The 18,632-nt window shown below is 73.3% G+C and carries 18 protein-coding genes; 7 read left to right on the top strand and 11 right to left on the bottom strand.

What is annotated here, in order from left to right:
* Nucleotides 1-49: 49 nt before the first annotated feature.
* Nucleotides 50-1,552 (bottom strand): metallophosphoesterase, encoded by a 1,503-nt coding sequence (locus tag BIV25_RS32940; RefSeq protein ID WP_071376144.1) that lies wholly within the window; start codon nt 1,550-1,552, stop codon nt 50-52.
* Nucleotides 1,553-1,646: 94 nt separating this feature from the next.
* Entirely contained in the window at nt 1,647-2,387 is a 741-nt protein-coding gene (locus tag BIV25_RS32935; RefSeq protein WP_071376143.1) for an SDR family NAD(P)-dependent oxidoreductase, read from the bottom strand.
* A gap of 306 nt (nt 2,388-2,693) precedes the next feature.
* On the opposite strand from BIV25_RS32935, the gene BIV25_RS32930 reads away from it, so the two are divergent.
* A complete protein-coding gene (locus tag BIV25_RS32930) occupies nt 2,694-5,066 on the top strand; it encodes a M4 family metallopeptidase (RefSeq protein WP_177235495.1) in 2,373 nt (790 codons plus the stop codon).
* A 72-nt stretch (nt 5,067-5,138) separates the two neighbouring features.
* Here the strand turns inward: BIV25_RS32930 and BIV25_RS32925 are convergent, their stop codons facing one another.
* From BIV25_RS32925 to BIV25_RS32915, 3 genes are all read right to left on the bottom strand, one after another.
* Nucleotides 5,139-6,338: a glycoside hydrolase family 64 protein gene (locus BIV25_RS32925; protein ID WP_071376141.1), complete on the bottom strand. Its 1,200-nt coding sequence runs from the start codon at nt 6,336-6,338 to the stop codon at nt 5,139-5,141.
* Nucleotides 6,339-6,517: 179 nt separating this feature from the next.
* Complete coding sequence (locus BIV25_RS32920) at nt 6,518-7,273, bottom strand: dienelactone hydrolase family protein (protein ID WP_071376140.1); 756 nt, start codon at nt 7,271-7,273, stop codon at nt 6,518-6,520.
* Nucleotides 7,274-7,396: 123 nt separating this feature from the next.
* Entirely contained in the window at nt 7,397-8,017 is a 621-nt protein-coding gene (locus BIV25_RS32915) for an L-threonylcarbamoyladenylate synthase (protein WP_071376139.1), read from the bottom strand.
* Between the two features lie 318 nt (nt 8,018-8,335).
* Here BIV25_RS32915 and BIV25_RS32910 point away from each other — a divergent pair, with 318 nt between their 5' ends.
* Together BIV25_RS32910 and BIV25_RS32905 are read left to right on the top strand one after the other, a co-directional pair.
* A complete protein-coding gene (locus BIV25_RS32910) occupies nt 8,336-9,877 on the top strand; it encodes a helix-turn-helix domain-containing protein (RefSeq protein WP_071376138.1) in 1,542 nt (513 codons plus the stop codon).
* Nucleotides 9,878-10,532: 655 nt separating this feature from the next.
* Nucleotides 10,533-10,805: a hypothetical protein gene (locus BIV25_RS32905; RefSeq protein WP_256256454.1), complete on the top strand. Its 273-nt coding sequence runs from the start codon at nt 10,533-10,535 to the stop codon at nt 10,803-10,805.
* Between the two features lie 4 nt (nt 10,806-10,809).
* On the opposite strand, the gene BIV25_RS32900 is transcribed toward BIV25_RS32905, so the two are convergent.
* The 5 genes from BIV25_RS32900 to tgmA form a co-directional block, all read right to left on the bottom strand.
* Nucleotides 10,810-11,277, bottom strand: coding sequence for a hypothetical protein (locus BIV25_RS32900; protein ID WP_071376137.1), 468 nt, complete (start codon nt 11,275-11,277; stop codon nt 10,810-10,812).
* 214 nt (nt 11,278-11,491) lie between these two features.
* Complete coding sequence (locus tag BIV25_RS32895; RefSeq protein ID WP_071376136.1) at nt 11,492-12,640, bottom strand: PP2C family protein-serine/threonine phosphatase; 1,149 nt, start codon at nt 12,638-12,640, stop codon at nt 11,492-11,494.
* 45 nt (nt 12,641-12,685) lie between these two features.
* Entirely contained in the window at nt 12,686-13,573 is an 888-nt protein-coding gene (locus BIV25_RS32890) for a Gfo/Idh/MocA family protein (protein WP_071376135.1), read from the bottom strand.
* 38 nt (nt 13,574-13,611) lie between these two features.
* Nucleotides 13,612-14,595, bottom strand: coding sequence for an ATP-grasp ribosomal peptide maturase (tgmB, locus tag BIV25_RS32885; RefSeq protein ID WP_071376134.1), 984 nt, complete (start codon nt 14,593-14,595; stop codon nt 13,612-13,614).
* A 17-nt stretch (nt 14,596-14,612) separates the two neighbouring features.
* Nucleotides 14,613-14,804 (bottom strand): putative ATP-grasp-modified RiPP, encoded by a 192-nt coding sequence (gene tgmA / locus BIV25_RS32880; RefSeq protein ID WP_071376133.1) that lies wholly within the window; start codon nt 14,802-14,804, stop codon nt 14,613-14,615.
* Nucleotides 14,805-14,964: 160 nt separating this feature from the next.
* On the opposite strand from tgmA, the gene BIV25_RS53425 reads away from it, so the two are divergent.
* The 4 genes from BIV25_RS53425 (at nt 14,965) to BIV25_RS54650 (ending at nt 17,574) form a co-directional block, all read left to right on the top strand.
* Nucleotides 14,965-15,096 (top strand): hypothetical protein, encoded by a 132-nt coding sequence (locus BIV25_RS53425; RefSeq protein ID WP_256256451.1) that lies wholly within the window; start codon nt 14,965-14,967, stop codon nt 15,094-15,096.
* A gap of 86 nt (nt 15,097-15,182) precedes the next feature.
* Complete coding sequence (locus tag BIV25_RS53420; RefSeq protein WP_256256449.1) at nt 15,183-15,941, top strand: helix-turn-helix transcriptional regulator; 759 nt, start codon at nt 15,183-15,185, stop codon at nt 15,939-15,941.
* Nucleotides 15,925-16,443 carry a hypothetical protein gene (locus tag BIV25_RS54655; protein ID WP_371273090.1) on the top strand — a complete coding sequence of 173 codons (519 nt, stop codon included), beginning with the start codon at nt 15,925-15,927 and terminating at the stop codon, nt 16,441-16,443. Before BIV25_RS53420 ends, BIV25_RS54655 begins: the two co-directional genes overlap by 17 nt.
* Nucleotides 16,444-17,172: 729 nt before the next feature.
* The gene (locus BIV25_RS54650; RefSeq protein WP_371273089.1) at nt 17,173-17,574 is read left to right on the top strand and encodes a hypothetical protein; all 402 of its coding nucleotides are present in this window, start codon (nt 17,173-17,175) and stop codon (nt 17,572-17,574) included.
* Nucleotides 17,575-17,604: 30 nt separating this feature from the next.
* Here BIV25_RS54650 and BIV25_RS32870 read toward each other — a convergent pair whose 3' ends face one another.
* Nucleotides 17,605-18,480 (bottom strand): fructosamine kinase family protein, encoded by an 876-nt coding sequence (locus BIV25_RS32870; RefSeq protein WP_071376132.1) that lies wholly within the window; start codon nt 18,478-18,480, stop codon nt 17,605-17,607.
* Nucleotides 18,481-18,632 lie beyond the last annotated feature (152 nt).

Here is an 18,632-nt window from a genome sequence, read left to right as displayed (position 1 = left end):
TACGCCGGCAGTGCCCCGATTCTGGCAGGCCAATGTGACAACTGTGTGATCACTTCAGCGGGATGAAGACCTCGTCCTCGACCGGCGGATCGATCTCCTGAGCGCGGTTGCCGGTCGCGGCGAAGCAGCGCAGCCGGACCTCCTCCGGGGCGACGTCGAGCCGCAGGAAGCACTTGAAGAACGGCGGGCTGTAGGTGGCCGAGCCGGGTGAGAACAGCGAGGTGTACGCCTTGCGCACGGGCAGCCGGAACCGGGACGTGCGGTCCGGGCGGCCGCCCGTGCCGAGCAGGCCCGCCACCAGCCGGGTGCGCCGGGTCACCCGGGCGTCCGGACCGGGCGCGCGGCCCGGCTCGATGCCGAGCCGCTCGGCGACGACGGCCGTGGCCTCGGACTCGGTCAGGCCGAAGAAGCGGGGCAGACGCAGCCGGCGGCCGTACAGGCGGCTGTAGAAGGCCAGCGAGTCGCCGCGCAGCGGATAGCAGCGGAAGTCCCGCTCGGTGACACCGCCGACCGACACCCGGGGAATGGTGTGCGTGGCGTGCATGAACGCACCACCGCCGCCGGAGACGACGTACTGGATGGTGCGGCCGTCCACCTCGACCGGATAGCGCTGGTAGTTGTGGATGTCACCGCCGATCGCGGCCACGTAGTGGTGCTCCGGGTCCCGGACGACGTCGTCCACCGTGCCGCCGCCCTCGATGGCGCACGGGTGGTGCTCGCCGTCGACGTACAGCGGTGAGCCGGTGACGAGGATCTTCGGCTTCGGCCCCCGGGACACCGCGCGCAGCCAGGCGCCCTGTTCGGCGTCGATCGTGCCCAGCAGCCCGGTGTCGATGCCGACGATCCGCACGGGTCCCGCGTCGATCGCCCAGTACGGCCCCGGCTGCTCGGCCCGTTGACCGGGCTTCGCGCGCAACTCCCGGGCGGCGGCGAGGCGTTGCTCGTCGGTCGGGGCGGGACGGTGCCACAGCAGGGCGCGCCACCAGGCGGCGGTGAGCGGGCGGGGCCGGGGCTCGGGGCCGAGCGGCGGGGTGTCGGCGCAGAAGACGCGCATGAACGCGCCGAGGTCCTCGTACCAGTCGTGGTTGCCGGGTATCGCGTAGATCGGCGCGGGATAGTCCTGGTAGGGGCGGAAGAACTTGTCGTGGTAGTCGTCGGCGGTGCCGACGGGGTAGATCACGTCGCTCGTGACCACCGTGAAGTCGGTGTCCTGACTCGCCTTCAGAAAGCCCGGCACGACGGCGTACTGAGGGTCGTCGCCCTCGCCGGTGTCCCCCATGACCATGAAGGAGAAGACGTCGGGGACCGCACGCCGGATCACCTTGTCCGCGGGCGCCCCGGCCGCCTCCCGGCGGGCGACCCAGCGGCTGCGGGTGCGCCCCGTCGGATCGCCGAACCAGGACGCCAGCACGCCGTTGCGGGCGGCCCACAGGGTCCGTGGATCGAGCCACGAGACCTTTTCGACGTGGTCCGGCATCAGCTGCTTGTAGGCACCGGGCTCGGCCGAGCCCCAGCCGGCGCCCTGTGCGGTATCGCGTGAGGAGTCAGACACGCCTGCACCGTAACAACGCGCCGGTCAGCGGGGGTTGGCGGGGCCGGGTCCGCCCTGAGGGGACCGGCGTGGCGGTCAGGATGCCGACGGAGCGTCAGGTCAGGTTCAGGCCGCCGTCGAGCAGGATGACCTCGCCGGTCAGGTAGGTGCTGGCGAGCACCGACGCGACCAGGTCGGCCACGTCGGCGGGTTGGGCCGGGCGGCGCATGGGGGCGCGTTCGCGCCACAGTTCGTGTGCCTGCGTCCAGTCCTGTGTCATCGGCGTGTCCACCAGGCCCGGGGCGACCGCGTTCACCCGCACGTCCGGTGCGAGCGCGGCGGCGAGCAGCCGGGTCACGTGGTTCAGTGCCGCCTTGCTCGCCGCGTACGGCACCGACGAACCCTTGGGCCGTACCCCGGCGTGGCTGGTGATGTTCACGATGCTTCCGCCGCCGGGGGCCCTGCGCAGCGCCGGAAGTGCCGCGGTGCACAGGATCCAGGGCGCGACGAGGTTGACCTCCAGCAGCCGCCGCCAGTCCGCCGGTGTCGCGGCGGCCAGGTCGGCGTGCGGGATCGGCCAGCTGATGCCGGCGTTGTTCACCAGCACGTCCAGCCGCCCGTACCGGCCGAGCGCCGCCTCGACCAGCCCGCGCGTCTCGTCCTCCGCCTCCAGGTCGGCCTGTACATAGGCGCCGCCCAGCTCGGCCGCCAGGGCCTCACCGGCCCGGGTACTGCTGCGCGAGTGCACGACCACCCGCATGCCGTCGGCCGCCAGCCGCCGCGCCACGGCCTCCCCGATCCCCGACGTGGACCCGGTGACCAGGGCGACGGGCCGCTCGCTCTGTTCGCTGCTCATGATCGGCCATCCTGTCACGCGGTCTCTCGCAGTGGCGGAGTCCCCGGTTCCGTCCCCGCAGGTCAGCGACCGGCATAGGGAAAACCCTCGAATGGCCACGCGCGTGGCTGACATGTGCGGGTCAAGGCTGACATTCTTCCCCAGCACATCGCACCTCCTCGCTGTGCGCGGATCCCGCACAGCCCAGCTCGCCCGGGCAGCAGACCCGTCTGCCCGTCTGTCACCGGCCGCGACCCGGCGGCCGCAGCAGGAGGAGTACGAGTGAGACCCCACAGATCGGTTCCCCACAGAGCGCGCAGACGCGCCATGGTCGGCGCTGCCCTGATCTCCACCGCGGCCTTCCTCGCCGTCGGCGTCCAGGCCACGCCGGCGGCGGCCGGGCCCGCCGCCCCCCACCCGGGCCCGCTGCGCGCGGGCGGCCTGGAGGCCAGGCTCAGCCCCGCCCAGCACCAGGCGCTGATGAAGAGCGCCCGTCAGCAGACCGCCGCCACCGCCCGCACCCTCGGGCTGGGCGCGCAGGAGAAGCTGGTCGTCAAGGACGTCGTCAAGGACAACGACGGCACCGTGCACACCCGCTACGAGCGCACCTACGCGGGCCTGCCCGTCCTCGGCGGCGACCTCGTCGTGCACACCCCGCCCGCCTCGCTGGCCAAGGGGACGGTGACCACCACCTACAACAACAAGCAGAGGATCGAGGTCGCCTCCACCACCGCGGCCTTCACCAAGGCGGCCGCCGAGGCCAAGGCGCTGACGGCGGCCAGGGCCCTCGATGCAGAGAAGGCCACCGCCGACAGCGTCCGCAAGGTCGTCTGGGCCGGAAACGGCACCCCGAAGCTCGCCTGGGAGTCCGTGATCGGCGGCTTCCAGGACGACGGCACGCCCAGCCGGCTGCACGTCGTCACCGACGCCACCACCGGCAAGGAGCTGTACCGCTACCAGGCGGTCGAGACCGGCGTCGGCAACACCCGGTACAGCGGGCAGGTCACGCTGTCGACGACCCAGTCGGGCTCGACGTACACGCTGACCGACGGGACGCGCGGCGGCCACAAGACGTACAACCTGAACCACGGCAGCTCGGGCACCGGGACCCTGTTCTCGCAGACCAACGACACCTGGGGCGATGGGACCACGTCCAACGCGGCCACCGCGGGCGCCGACGCGGCCTACGGCGCGCAGGAGACCTGGGACTTCTACAAGAACACCTTCGGGCGCAGCGGCATCAAGAACGACGGCGAGGCCGCCTACTCCCGCGTCCACTACGGCAACTCGTACGTGAACGCCTTCTGGGACGACAGCTGCTTCTGCATGACCTACGGCGACGGCCAGAACAACGCCGACCCGCTGACCGCGCTGGACGTGGCCGGCCACGAGATGAGCCACGGCGTCACCGCCAACACCGCCGGGCTCGACTACACCGGAGAGTCCGGCGGGCTGAACGAGGCGACCTCCGACATCTTCGGCACGGGCGTGGAGTTCTACGCGAACAACAGCTCCGACCCCGGTGACTACCTCATCGGCGAGAAGATCAACATCAACGGCGACGGCACCCCGCTGCGGTACATGGACAAGCCGAGCAAGGACGGCGGGTCCGCGGACAGTTGGTACTCGGGCGTCGGCAGCCTGGACGTGCACTACTCCTCAGGCCCGGCGAACCACATGTTCTACCTGCTGTCCGAGGGCAGCGGCACCAAGGTCATCAACGGCGTGACCTACAACAGCCCGACCTCCGACGGCGTCGCCGTCACCGGCATCGGCCGGGCCGCCGCGCTCCAGATCTGGTACAAGGCGCTGACGACGTACATGACGTCGAGCACGAACTACGCCGCCGCCCGTACCGCCGCCCTGAACGCGGCCGCCGCCCTGTACGGCACCGACTCCACGCAGTACGCGGGCGTCGGCAACGCCTTCGCCGGCATCAACGTCGGCAGCCACATCACCCCGCCGAGCAGCGGCGTGACGGTCACCAGCCCGGGCAGCCAGACCTCGACCGTGGGAACGGCCGTGAGCCTCCAGGTCCAGGCGAGCAGCACCAACAGCGGCGCGCTGACCTACAGCGCCTCCGGCCTGCCCGCGGGCCTGTCGATCAACAGCTCGACCGGCCTGATCACCGGCACACCCACCACCGCGGGCACCTCCAGCGTCACGGTGACGGTGACCGACTCCACCGGCGCGAGCGGTACCGCGGCCTTCGGCTGGACGGTCAACCCCACGGGCGGGGGCGGCGGTTGCACCTCGGCCCAGCTGCTGGCCAACCCCGGCTTCGAGTCCGGCGGCACCGGCTGGACCGCGAGCAGCGGTGTGATCACCACCGACTCCGGCCAGGCCGCCCACGGCGGCTCGTACAAGGCGTGGCTGGACGGGTACGGCAGCTCGCACACCGACACCCTGTCCCAGTCGGTGACGATCCCCGCGGGCTGCAAGGCGACGCTGACCTTCTACCTGCACATCGACACCGCCGAGACCACCGGCAGCACGGCGTACGACAAGCTGACGGTGACCGCCGGTTCGAAGACGCTCGCGACGTACTCGAACCTCGACGCGGCCTCCGGCTACAGCCAGAAGTCCTTCGACCTGTCCTCGCTGGCGGGCTCGACGGCCACGCTGAAGTTCAACGGCGTGGAGGACGTCTCGCTCCAGACCAGCTTCGTCGTGGACGACACCGCCCTGACGACCGGCTGATCCGGCAACCGTAAGCCCGCACGGCCGCGGTCCCGCACCCGGGTGCGGGACCGCGGCCGTGCGGGGCCACCGTCAGCCCAGCGGGTCCAGCGTGAGATACGCCTGCTGTGGATCGCCGTCGTTCACCAGCGACTCCTGGTTGCCGACGTCGTCGAAGGCGAACGCGTAGGCCAGGCCGTCGGCCATCTGGCCGTGGACCGCGCGGGCGTACTGGTTGGTCACCGCGTCCTGGTAGAAGTCGCCGGGGGTGGTGTCCGGCTGGTTCGAACTCGTCAGCAGGGTCGAACGGTTGAAACCGGCGCACAGCGTGCGGGAGATGGGGCCGCGGACCTTGTCGTTCGGCGCGTCGAGCAGCTTGTGGCAGCCGAAGACGCTGTCCGCGTCAGGCTTCTGGAAGCTGGTGACGACCGTACCCGAGGCGTCCGTGAAGTTCATGACGTCCCCCGAGACCCGCCCGAAGTACTTGGTGTCCGGCTGGTCCGCGAACGGTGTCACGGTCAGCGTGCTGGTCGTGTACTTCTGCCAGACCCGGTTCACGTAGTCGTCCATCACGTTCGCCGGCAGGGCACCCGTCTCCACGCCGTACAGCGGGGACAGCGCACGCAGCACGGTGCCGTCGGAGCGGGTCTGGACCAGTCCGGACCAGCCGCCGGACTGCGCGCGCAGGGCGTTGAAGAAGCCCGTGTAGCCACCGGACTTGAGATGGCCGGTGGTGCTCACGCTGCCGTCGGCCCGCTTCACCCCGACCGCGTACGGCGCCGAGAACATGTCCACCTGGGTGCTGTTGAGCCACAGCCCCGCGTCGTTCAGCGTGTACTCGGACCAGTTGAAGAGGATGTCGCGGTTCGGGTCGGACGGGTTCTGCACGGCGGGCTGGACAAGGCCGCCGGTGGTGAGCCGGAAGTCCAGCTTCTGGCCGTAGGAGAAGTAGATCCGGCCGGAGAACTTCGGTATCCGGATGGTGGACGACTGGCCGGGTGCCGGGCCCGCGATCGACGCGTCCGGCGCGGGCGTCGGCGGGTTGCCGCCCGCGGGCCAGGCGTGGAAGGCGCCGTTCGCATCGGCCCAGCCCTGCGCTCCGGAGGAGAGCTGGGTGCCGAGGTCGTAGACGTAGACCGGTTCGGAGCGGCCCGAGTTGTTGGTGATCGTCAGCGCCAGGGTGTCCGGGACGGCGGCGCCGGCGCGGTCCGGGGCGCCGAGGGCGAGCACTCCGCCGACCAGGGCCGCCGCGGCCGCCAAGGGCAGCGCGGGGCGTGCGAGTTGATGCGGCACTCTCCATACCTCCGTGTGGGGTCGGGGTGGTACGGATAATGGTCCGTACCAGTTCTGAGAGCGCTCTCAGACTCGTGGTGCAACTGCGTGCGTGTCAATGCGTGGAACAAGACCGGCTCCCGGCACCCGCTGTGCGGCGGGTGCCGGGAGCCGGTCGGTGTCCGGTGGGTGAGCCGGTGTCAGAAGGTGCGCTCCAGCAGACCGAGCAGGGCGGTCCAGTGCCGCTCGGACGCCTCCTCGTCGTACGCGGTGGTGTCCTCCTGCGTGTAGCCGTGCTGGGCGCCCGGGTAGACCTCGCAGGTGTGCCGGACCCCGGCGTCGGTCAGGGCCTTCTCGAAGCGCTCGATCTGCTCCGGCGGTAGCGAGGGGTCGTTGTCGGCGTGCCCGAGGTACAGCTCCGCCTTGATGCGCGGGGCGCCCAGGTGCGGGCTGGCCGGGTCGTCGGTGGCGAGCGCCGCACCGTGGAACCCGGCCGCGGCCGCCACCCGGTCCGGATGCGCCGCGGCCGTCCACAGGGCGAGCCGGGCGCCCATGCAGTAGCCGGTGACCCCGACCGGTCCGTCGGCGACCAGCGGGCTGTCGGCCATCCAGCGCAGATAGGCCGCGGAGTCCCGCTCGATCATCTCCGGGTTCAGGGCGAACACGATCGGTCCGAGCTTCTCCCAGATGGTCGGATCGGCGGACGGGTCCTTGAAGTCGGGCAGTTCGACGACCGGGGCCCGGCCGATGCGATAGGTCACGTTGGGCACCAGCACCGTGTAGCCGGCGGCGGCCAGCCGGTCGGCCATCTTCTTCAGGTGCGGGCGCAGGCCGTAGGCGTCCTGGTAGAGCAGCACACCCGGGCGGGATGCCCCGTCCGCGGGGTGGACGAGGTAGGCGTCAGCGACGCCGTCCTCGGTCGGGATGTCGAGGTCGGTTCGCTGGAGTTCGGTCATGGTGAGCAAGCCTCCCTGGGGAATGGGGCGCCGGACGGCGTTCGCCCCCCGGCGCCGGCTACGGCCCATGCTGCCACGCAAGATCGGCGGCGCCGCACCGGGTGTGCCGTGCGGCCGCCTCGGTCACTCGAAGCGGCCGGTGTCCCCGGCGCCCCGCCGGACGATCTCCGCCTCGCCGCCGGAGAAGTCCACGACCGTCGTCGGCTCGGTGCCGCACTCGCCGGAGTCCACCACCGCGTCCACCATGTGGTCGAGCCGGTCCTTGATCTCCCAGCCCTGGGTCAGCGGCTCCTCCTCGTCCGGCAGCAGCAGCGTGCTGGACAGCAGCGGCTCGCCCAGCTCCGCCAGCAGCGCCTGGGTGACCACGTGGTCGGGGATGCGCACACCCACCGTCTTCTTCCTCGGGTGCATCAGCTTGCGCGGCACCTCGCGGGTGGCCGGGAGGATGAAGGTGTAGCTGCCGGGGGTGGACGCCTTCACGGCCCGGAAGACGTCGTTGTCCACCCGTACGAACTGGCCGAGCTGTGCGAAGTCCCGGCACATCAGGGTGAAGTGGTGCCGGTCGTCCAGATGGCGGATGGACCGGATCCGGTCCATGCCGTCCTTGCTGCCCAGTCGGCAGCCCAGCGCGTAACAGGAGTCGGTCGGGTATGCGATGAGCGCGTCGGAACGAACCGCGTCCGCGATCTGGGCGATGCTGCGGGGCTGCGGGTTGTCAGGGTGCACGTCGAAGTACTTCGCCACCCGTCGAGCTTATGCCGCCCCATGCGTCCCGCGCGCACCGGCCGGGGCCGGGTGAGATCCGTGCACCCGCCGTGCCTCGAAAGTCTTCCGAGGTCACGCGCGTACGTCCCGGATTCCGGGGCATCCGCTCTCTGAGGCGCGCAGGGCCACCCCCCCGGCCCCGGGCGCCGCGACTCCGCCGACGGCCTACCCCCCCCAGGCCGTCGGCGGAGTCATGTCCGCGCTGCCCGCGGGCAGGGGACGCGAACGGGCCCCTTCGGGTAACGTGCCGACTGCGTATGCGCAGGTCAACGCGGAGACCAGGAGGGGTGAAAGGACGTGGCCGGCCCACCGGACGACAGTGCGCCGCCTGTGCGGCCGTACGGCGGTGACGGTGCCTGGGCGCAGCAGCTGCTGGACCATCTGCGGCCCGCCGGCCGCGATCCCGGCCGCCTCGTCGCCTGGCTCGCCCGCAGCACCGGGTCGATCGTGTGCCTCCTGGACGCCCACGGCCGTCTGCTCGCCGGTGAGCGCCTGCCGCTCGACGCCGCCGTGGTCGCCGACGTCTGTGCCGGCCGGGTCGCCGCCGCGGCGCTGGAGGACGGCGTACGACACGTTCGCCTGGTCGGGATACGGCATCCCGGACCCGGCCCGGCGGCGGGCGCGGTGCTGGCGCTGGCCCGCCCGGCGCCCTTCGACCAGCACACCGCGGAGATCCTCAACCACACCGCAGGAGTGCTGGAACTGCTGCTCAGGGAGCGGGAGTTGGCCGACTCGGGGCGGCGGCTGCGGCGGGCCACGGCCGATCTGCGGCTGGCGATCCTGCAGCTGCTGATGGTGGAGGACACCGTCTCCGCCCGCCGCGTCGCCGCCGGGCTCTGGCCCGGACTGCTGGAGGAGGACACCGCCCGTGTCTACGTCGTCGAGACCACCGCCGCCGAACGGGACCGGCTCGCCGAGGCCTGCGCCGACGCCACCGCCGGCCGGGCGCTCGTCGTGCGCTGCCCCGCGATGGACGGGCACGTCATCGTCGTCGGCCCGTCGTCCGAGGTCGGGGAGCTGCTGCGGTCCCTCGTCACCGGCCGCCCCGGCACCTTCCTCGGCGGCAGCCCCCGCCAGCGCCTCGCGCTGACCGCCACCGCCTACGGCCAGGCCGTCACCGCCCTCGCCGTCGCCCACTTCCGGCCCGAACGGTCCGCGGTCTACGCCGCCCGCACCCGTCCCGCCCAGCTCATGGACCCGGCCGGACTGCGCGCCTGGGCCGGCGCGGCGCTCCGCCCGCTGGACGCGCTGCCGCACCACGTGCGCGCCGAACTCCTCGCCACCACCGGGCTGGGCCTGGAGTTCACCGCCGTCAGCGCGGCCAAGGTGCTCGGCGTCAGCCGGAACACCGTCCGCGCCCGGATGGACCGGGTCGCCGGGCTGCTCGGCGCCGACTTCTCCCGGCTGGCCGTCCGCGCCGTCGCCCATGTCGCGCTCAACACCGAGGCGGCGCACGGCCCGTACGATCCCGGCGGCGCCGCGGCCCGCCCGGCGGACCGGGGCGGGCTCGCGGACCTGTTCGGCACGCGCGCACTGCGCGCCTGGGCCGAGGGCCTCCTCGGCCGGCTCGACGCGGACGGCCGGGACCTGCGCGGCACCCTGCGCGCCTGGATCGCCGCGGACGCGCACGCCGAACGCGCGGCCCGGTCGCTCGGCGTCCACGCCCAGACCGTACGCGAGCACGTCCGCTCGGCCGAGCCGGTCCTGGAGCGCCGGTTGACGGCCGGCGGCACCGATCTGTACGAGACCGTCCTCGCTCACCTGGTCGCCGGTGAACTACCCGTACCCGAACTCGGCACGACGAACCGGGACCAACCGGACTCACCTGTGCATGGGTGAGTGCCGGGCGGGCCCCGCCGGGCACCGGTGCACTACCCGGGACCGCCTCCCGTACGTAAGTTCAGTGTTGCGCGGGGCACGACCGGAACGGGGGACCGGTCGGGGCCCCGCGACGTCGTCCGGTCAACCGGTGGGTGTGCGCGGCAGGTTGTAGACGTGCGCGACTGCCCCGGCGTCCAGATGCCGACGGTGGCGCCGGGGATGTCCGCCGTGTGCATCGCCTGCTGCACGGCGGTGTCGAGCCGGCGGGCCACGGCGGGTGTGAGGTCACGGACCTCCGGTCCCGAGGGCGTGGGGCTGGGCGAGTCGGCGGCGGGCACGGCGGCCGGTGCCGCCCCAACGGGTCCCGCGGCGAGCGGTGCGATCAGCCTCCCCACCGTGACGGCGACCGCCGCTCCCCTCAGCAGGCGTGCGGACGATTGCGACATGGGCTGGCTCCGAGCACGTGGGAGCGGAACGTGCGGTGAGGGGGAGAGGCCCGGCCCGGACCTTCCCAGCGTAGGAGAGCCCGACCGCACCGCCCGTTGAGCCGGACGGGTGCCGGCGGGATGCTTGTACGACGGGTACGGTGCCTCGTTCGAGCGACGAGCTCACCCGACCCGGTGAGCCGGGGCGGCCGGGCGTACCGACGGCGGCTCCGGCGCGTTGCCCCGGCATGGACCGCTTGGACGGCTCGGACCGCTTGAACCCGGCGTACCGCCTGGACCGGATGGACCGGCTGGAGCAGCTGCGCCGGGCGGACCGGCTGGAGCCGACGCGCCGGATGGACCGGTCCGAGCAGCCGGACCGGGCCCGGGAGCCGATCTACGCCCGGCTCGTCGCGGAGTGGCGGGCGCACGGGCGGGCCGTGCCCGCGGAACCGGACGTGCTCTTCGCCGTCGTGCGCGGATTCGCCCCGCGGGCGCGGCCCGCGGCCGAGCGGACCTGACCGGTCACTGCTCGGCCGGCGGAGCGAGCACCGCGAGTGTGCCGTTGGCCTGCCGCAGCGCCTCTTCGAGGGCGCCGGGCGCGTGCAGGGTGCCGGTGCCGTCGGGCGGGACGAGCCACTCCAGGAAGCGCGCGGGCCGGTACGGCGGCGGTACGGCGACCCAGGCCCCCTTGGTCGCGTACCGCAGTCCCGCGCCCACCCAGCCGCCGGACGGGTCCGGCGGCAGGAAGAACCCCACCCGGCCCGCCGCCGTGTCGACCAGCGTCGGGCCCGGCGCGGCCGCCCCGGGCCGCCACAGCAGGTCCAGGGCGAGCAGGCCGAGCTGGTCGGGAACGCTCAGTACGTCCCAGAAGCGGCCGACCTCCAGCAGTGCGATGCCCTCCCCGTGATCCCACTCCCATTTGCAGGAGCGGGGGTCCGCCGCCGCAGCGGCCAGCCACTCCACGCCCCGCGTCCACATCGTGTTCGTCATGCACTGCTCCGGATGTCCTCGCCCGCCTGCCTCGGTGCAGGGGACGGCCATGGCCGGGTACGCCGTACGTCATGCGCCCGCACAGCAACCCGGCATATGCATGCTCGTAGATATTTCTACCTGGCGGAAGGGGTGGCGCGGCATGGCGTTTGAGCTGGTTCGTTCGAACTCGGGCCGCAGGTTCGGCAGTTGGGGAAAGAGGTGAGGGGAGGTGTCACCCTTTCGAGGGCGGACCCCCGTGGGGAGCGGGCCGACCGGGTGGCGGGTCGGGGGCCAGCACCAGCATGGTGACATCGTCCCGGACCTCGTAGCTCAGCCGGGCGAGGTCCTGCCACACCAGTTCCGGCAGCTCGGCGGAGGCCGAGCCGGACAGGGCGGCGAGCCTGGCCGGCAGCGGATAGAAGCCGCCACCGCCGTCCCGTGCCCGCGCCTCCCACACCCCGTCGGAGGCCAGGAACAGCCGGTCGCCCGGGCCGAGCCCCACGGTGACCTCCTTCGGCGGTTCCACGCCGACCAGCGCCAGCCCCAGCGGCGGCCCCGGCGCGACGGTCACCTCCAGGGCGCGCTCCCCGTCCAGCAGCACGGGCGCCGGATGACCGCAGGCCACCACGCGCACCGCACGCCCGTCGGCGGAGAACTCCAGCAGCACCCCGGTGGCGAACAGCTCCCCGTTCGGCACGCCGGCCGCGTCCACCGCCAGCCTGCGGTCCATCCGCGCCGCCACGGACTCCAGGTCCGGCTGGTCCAGCACCGCCTCCCGGAAGGCGCCGAGCAGCGACACCACGGTCGCGACGGCCGACAGTCCGTGCCCCCGCACGTCCCCCATCACCGCGCGCACCCCGTACGGCCCGGCGCGCACGTCGAAGAAGTCGCCGCCCACCAGGGTCCCGTTCTGCGCGGCCCGGTAGAAGCCCGTGCACCCGACGCTCCCGACCCGCTTCGGCAGCGGCGGCATCACGGCGCGCTGCACCGCCTCGCCGATCTCCCGCTCCTCGTCCAGCTGGGCGTCGCGGTGACTGCGCACGTACGACACGAACACGCTCAGCGCGGCCACGAACACGATGGTGAGCAGATCGGTGTTGCCCGGTCGGTTCAGATGGGTGGCCGGGACGTTCAGCGCCACGACCACGCCGACGCCGAGCACGCCGGTGGCCAGCGGGCCGTACGACAGGACGGACAGCGGCGGAATGGCACCGAGCAGAAAGCCCAGGTCGCGGGCGTGGGGGGTGACCAGTGTCGCCGCGCTGACCGCCACGAGCAGCACGACGGGCAGCACCCTCACCCACCACGGCGGCGGCGCCCCACGCAACCAGCCGCGACTCTCCCGGTCCCCGCGCGGCACCCAGTCGCGCACCGATCTCACATCCCCAAGCTACGCCGCGCCCCCGGCCCGGGCCTCCTGCCGGGGTCACTCCTCGCCGTAGGACAGGCGGGCCTGTGCGGCCGAGAGGATTTCGGTGACACGGAGGCCGAAGGACGCGTCGCAGGCGTGGGGGCGTCCGGTGCGGACGGCGGTCAGCAGGGCGTCGGCGGCCCGCGCGAGGGCGGGGACCGCGCCCTCCGAGCTGCCGGGCAGCTGGGTCGTGCCCGCCTCGCCCCGCAGTTCCACGTCGGCCCCGGCCGCCGCCGGCGGGGCCGTCAGGCTCAGGGTCAGGGTGCTGGAGGCGCCGGTGGCATGGTCGAGGACCAGGTGCACGGTGTCCGCCGGACCGTGTGCCGCCGCCGACACCTGCCGTACGTCGCCGAGCACGGGGAGCAGGACGGACAGCGCGTGCGGGCCCACGTCCCACAGAGCTCCCTTCTCGCGCCGCCACGGTGACGCCGCGAACGGGCTGTCGGACGTGAACACCGCCCCCAGCCACTGCGCCCGCGCCGTGAACCAGCCCGCCACGGCCGCCTGCTCATCGACCCAGGCCTCCGGCTCCTTCTGGAAGCGCGCGGTGAAGAACACCACGGACGCCACCCCGGCCCGCTCCGCCGCCGCCACGACGGCCCGGCCCTCGGCGGCCGACACCGCGAGCGGCTTGTCCAGCAGCAGATGACGACCCGCTCGCGCCGCCCGCACCGCCAACTCGGCCTGTACGGACGGCGGCAGGGCCACCGCCACCGCGTCCACGTCGGCCAGCAGCGCGTCCACGTCGTCGTACGCCGGGACGTCGTACTGCCCCGCCAGCTCCCTGGCCGCCTCCGGCCGGCGCCCCCACACCCCCGCGAACCGGAGGGCGGTGTGTCCGGCGAGCGCGGGGGCGTAGGCCGCCCGGGCCCACGGGCCCGTCCCCAGCAGTCCGATGCGCATGCAGCGTTCCTTTCTCCGAGCCGATGCTCCCCGCACCCTCAAGATGCTGCGCTCCGGCCGCCCTCCGCACACCTGCGGCCCGAACCGCCTTCCCACGCGAGCCAGTTGGCGATCGTCGCGGCGATGGGCTGGCCTGTGTCCATCTCGACGAACCCGAACTGACCCGACTGGTTGCACTCCAGGAACCACCAGATCCCGTCCGCGTCCTCGGCGAAGTCGAACGCGCCGTATGCCAGTTGCGCGCCCTTCATGTACCGCCGTACGCCCTCCGCGACGCTCGCGGGCACGTCCACGGGCAGCCAGGGGGAGACCGACGGGGCGAAGCGGACGTCCACGTCGTCCGGACGGGCGTCGGGGGCGGTGGGTTTGCGCGCGGCCAGCAGGGTGTCGCCGACGACGGTGAGCCGGATGTCGGCCCGCTTGGCGATCCGCCGCTGGAGCAGCGTCGGGCCGAAGGCGACCGCCGAGAAGTCCGTGTCCGGCGCGACCCGGCTGGTCGGCACCGCGCGCGGCGGCTCCTGGGGATGCGCCCCGGAGACCGGCTTGACCACCAGATCCGGGAAACGCTCCGCGAACTCCCGCGCGGCCTGCGGGAACGTCGTGATGAGCGTGGCCGGGACGGGCAGGCCGCCGCGCTGGGCGAGATGCAGCTGCCACGGCTTGTACCGGGCACGCCGGGCCGCGTCCGGATGGTTCATCCAGCGCGTCTCGCCGCACCGCAGCATGCCGTACAGCGCCTGCGTGGACTCCTCCGTCAGCCAGGCCGACGGGTGCGCGGCGCGGGCCGCCGCGGCACCGGGCCTGCGCACCCAGACGGAGCGCAGGCCGTTCATGCTCACCAGGCGCCCGCCGACCGACAGATGTCCGTCGTAGGCGCCCTGCACGTACTCGCCCGACAGCGCCACCCCGTTGGTCAGATCGGCGGGATCGAGCCGGACGACGGGCACGCCGGCCTCGCCCAGCCGGAGGACCACCATGTCCGCCGTCACGTCCTCTTCACTGGTCAGGATGAGTACGGTCATGTTCTGGGGTCCGCGGTTCAGTCGTCGAAGTGCGTCTTGGAGCCCGCGGTGGACGTCGTGGTCCCCAGGGCCCTGAGCGTGGCGTGGTCGGTGGCGGCGGCGCGCCCGTCCGGGAGGACGTTCAATTGCAGTCCGGAGTCGTACGCATACGGAGTGGTGACGTCCAACTGCACAGCGGGCCGCGCGTAGTTGAGCGTGAACGGTTGCATGGTCTCTCCCTGGTTCGGCTTTTCACGTCCTTATACGAATCGAACGAGTGAATGGTTTCCTTACGCTGCGTAATCGCAGGTCGGAGCGGGTCCCGCGAGAGCGCCCCACAAGAAACCGACACATCGCCGGCCCGTTGTGAGGGCCGGATAGCATGCCCTCATGGCACATGACGCCGACGATGTCCACGACGTTCACACCGCGGCCGACGGCGCCCCCGCGCACCGCGCGGCCCAGGACGCTGCGCCGCTGGGCCGGTTGCTCACAGCGACGGCCTGCGTCATCAGCGCCTGACGACCCGGCTCGATGAGATCCGCCAGGGCGTCAGGAAGAAGGCGTCCGGTGGAAAGCGGGCGTCAGGTAGAAAGACGGATGTGGAAATGACGGACCAGCCCGACGAGCTGTTCTCGGCGGTGGACTCGCTGCTCGCCGCCGTGGACGACGGCACCGTGCTGCCCACCCCGGCGGAGCGGACACGTCTGCGCGAGGCGGCAGGCCTGACCGAGGCCGCGGTCGCGCAGGCCCTCGGCGTCCGCGTGCCCAGCATCCAGGCCTGGGAGGCGGGCCGCGCCGAGCCGAAGGGCGACCGCCTGGACGCCTACCGGCGGCTCCTCGACGGCCTGACCCGGCGCTACCCGGCCCCGGCGACCGCGGCGCTCGCGCCGCCGCCCGGCTCGTCCGTTCCGGATGCCCCGTCGCCCCGGCCCGCGGTTCCGGCCACCGAGTCCGCCCCGCCGCCCGCGCCCACCACCCCGCCGACCCCGGTGGCGTCCTCCGATCCGGCCACCGGGGCTGGGCATCCGGCCGTTCCGGCCGCTGTCGCCGGTCGACCGTCCGTCCCGGCGGATCCGCGTCCGGTCGCCCCGCCCGCGGGGCGACTCCGTGTGCGCCGCTCCCGCTCCGGGGGACACGCATCGGCCGACCCCTGGACTCCACGGTCCGCAGGACGTCCTTCCCGGACCGGCGGCCGACTCCGGCGCGCCCGGACCGGCCCCGCGCGCCGCGGCCCGGCGCCCCGCTGCCCGAAAGCCCGTGCCCAGGAAGGCCGCCCCCGGCACGTCCCGCACGCCCGCCTCCGCCCCCGGCACCGTCGACCCCCGCTTCGCGCACGGCCCCCTCGCCGTGCTGGACGCCGATGACGACGGCCGGGTGAGCGCGTACTGCGTCGGCGGGCTCGTGCTCGACGTGCCCGCGGCCTCACTGCCCGATCTGGTGGAGTGGACGCTCACCGGGGCGCGGCTCGGCCAGCCCCGGCTGCACCGGTCAGGGAAGGACGCCGATCCGCTCGTCGTCCTCACCGAGTCGGCGTGCGTGCGCTACGGACTGCCGCCGAAGCTGAGTGACGAGGAGCGGCTCGCCGGCCGGATCCCCGACACGCACAAGGCGGTCCGGCAGCTGCTCAAGGCCGACTGGCTGCTCACCCGGCGCGGATTCGGCCCCTGGGCCTGGGTCTACCGCCCCGCCGAGGGCAGCCGGGGCCACACGTCCACTTCTGCCTGCCGTCCTGGCACGCGCTGGGCAGCCGCTACTGGGGCGGCGCGGCCGACCTGCCCCCAGCGGAGCTCGCCCACGTCCTCGGCACGTACGCCACGCGCGTGCTCAGCCCGTGCGGTTCCACGGCCGCGACGGGCCTGGAGCTGATGACCGCCCTGCACCCGCCGACCCGCGCGGTGCGCGACGCGGCCGGTACATGGGTGTCCGCCCCGAACCCGGGCGCCCTGACCGAGGCCGTCGACTGCGCGCCCTGCGAGGCCCCGGACGGGCACCCGCTCCTGGCTCACCTGCCCCGCTTCCACGAGCGGACCCCGGCCGAGATGCTCCGGGAGGAGGCCTACGACTGGGCCCGGCCGCTGACCGACGAGGAGTGCATGCGGCCGTACCTCGTCGGCATCGACGTCAACATGGCGTTCGCCGCGGCGGCCAACCGTACCGTCGTCGGCCTCGGCGCCCCGGCGCACGTGCACAACCCGGAGTTCGACCCGGCGCTGCCCGGCTCCTGGCTGGTCGACCTCTCCCACGTACGGCTCGACGAACGCCTGCCGAACCCCTTCACCCCGGACGGCGAGCCGCCCGAGGGGCCCGCCTGGTACGCGACGCCGACCGTGGCGTACGCCCTCGAACTCGGTTACGAGGTCGCGCCGTTGGAGGCGTACGTCCGTCCCGAGCACGGCCCGTACCTGGACGCCTGGTACACCAGGCTGCGCGACGCGTACGTCGCCACGATGGCCGACCTCGGCGTCACCACCGGCATGGCGCCCGAGGAGTACCTCGCCGCGATGGAGCGGCACAAGGGCCGTGACCCGCGGCTCGCCCTCGTGCTCTCGGCGATCAAGGCCACGGTCAAGGGCGGCATCGGCAAGCTGCGCGAGCGTGGCCGTTCCGGGTGGCGGCCGGGGGGAGCGGCGGCTGGCGCTGGACCGGCCGACCTGGCGTCCGGACATCCGCGCCGCGGTCATCTCCAAGGCCCGGGTCAACATGCACCGCAAGATGCTGGCCACCGCGCGCGCCACCGGCCAGTACCCGGTCGCGGTCCTCTCCGACTGCGCGGTCTACGCCTCCACCGGCCCGACCCCGCTCGACTTCCTGCCCTACCGGGACGGCAAGCCGCTGCCCGGCGGGTTCCGGGTCGGGGTGAGCCCGGGCATGGTGAAGCACGAGGGCACCCGGAGCGTGCTGTGGGCGGAGGGCCTGCGCGAGGAGTACGGCGACGGGCTGAACCTCGCCCGCTACATCAAGTCCGGCGAGATCACCGCCCCGGACGCGGGGGAGTAGCGCCGGCCCCGTCTCACCGCCTCACGGCGCTCACCGCGCGAGCGCGCTCCGTGCCACCGCCAGGGCCTGTTCCGCGTAACCGCGCCCGAACAGCACGGTGTGCACCAGCAGCGGGAACAGCTGGTGCACGCCCGCCCGTTCACGCCAGCCGTCGGCGAGCGGTGCCGTCCCGTCGTACCCGGCGAGCACCCGGTCCAGGTGCGGACAGCCGAACAGCGCGAGCATCGCCAGGTCGGTCTCCCGGTGTCCGCCGTGCGCGGCCGGGTCGATGAGCCGGACCTCGCCGTCGGAGCCCCACAGCACGTTGCCGTTCCACAGGTCGCCGTGCAGCCGGGCGGGCGGTTCGGCGGGGCCGGCCAGCTCCGGCAGCCGCGCGCAGACCCGCTCGAACACGGCCGCCTCGCCCGGCCGGAGCGTTCCGCGGTCGACCGCGCCGCGCACGTACGGCAGCACACGGTGTTCGGCGTACCAGCGGGGCCAGTCGGTGCCGGGCGTGTTGCGCATGGGGGCGAGGCCGATGAACGCGTCCTCGGGGCCGTCGGGCGGCGGCGCGCCGAAATCCGCAGCACCCGCGGCATGCAGGGCCGCCAGGCCCTGGCCGAAACGCAGCGCCGCGTCGGGGTCCGGATGCCCGGTGTGCACCCGCTCCGTGACCATCCAGCGCTCGTCGTGCCCGAGCACCGCCGGCACCCGGACCGTGCCCGTCGCGGCCAGCCAGCGCAGCCCTGCCACCTCGGCCCGTACGGCCCCGGGCGCGTCGCCGCGCTTGACCATCACCCGGGTGCCGCCGTCCAGCGTGACCTCGGCGGGTGAGCCGGACCCCGCCCGCGCGCCGGTGACCGGGCGACCGGTGAGCCGGGACGCCGCCCGGCCCGGATCCTCGTGAGCCTCGTCGCGGGTGACCACGGCCCCAGAGTACGGCGTTCAACAGTTGCACGGGACATGGAACTTCGAGCATTGATACGACGGTTTCCAGCCAAAACCAGGTAGTAACTGCACGTACTGATTCCGTACGACTAGCGTGAGGGCGCCGCGCAGCCACACCGGGGGCACCGGGC

The sequence above is a fragment of the Streptomyces sp. MUSC 14 genome, assembly GCF_001866675.1.
GTDB lineage: Bacteria > Actinomycetota > Actinomycetes > Streptomycetales > Streptomycetaceae > Streptomyces.
The sequence above is the reverse complement of the archived record's forward strand: the minus strand, read 5'-3'. Positions and strand labels throughout refer to the sequence as shown.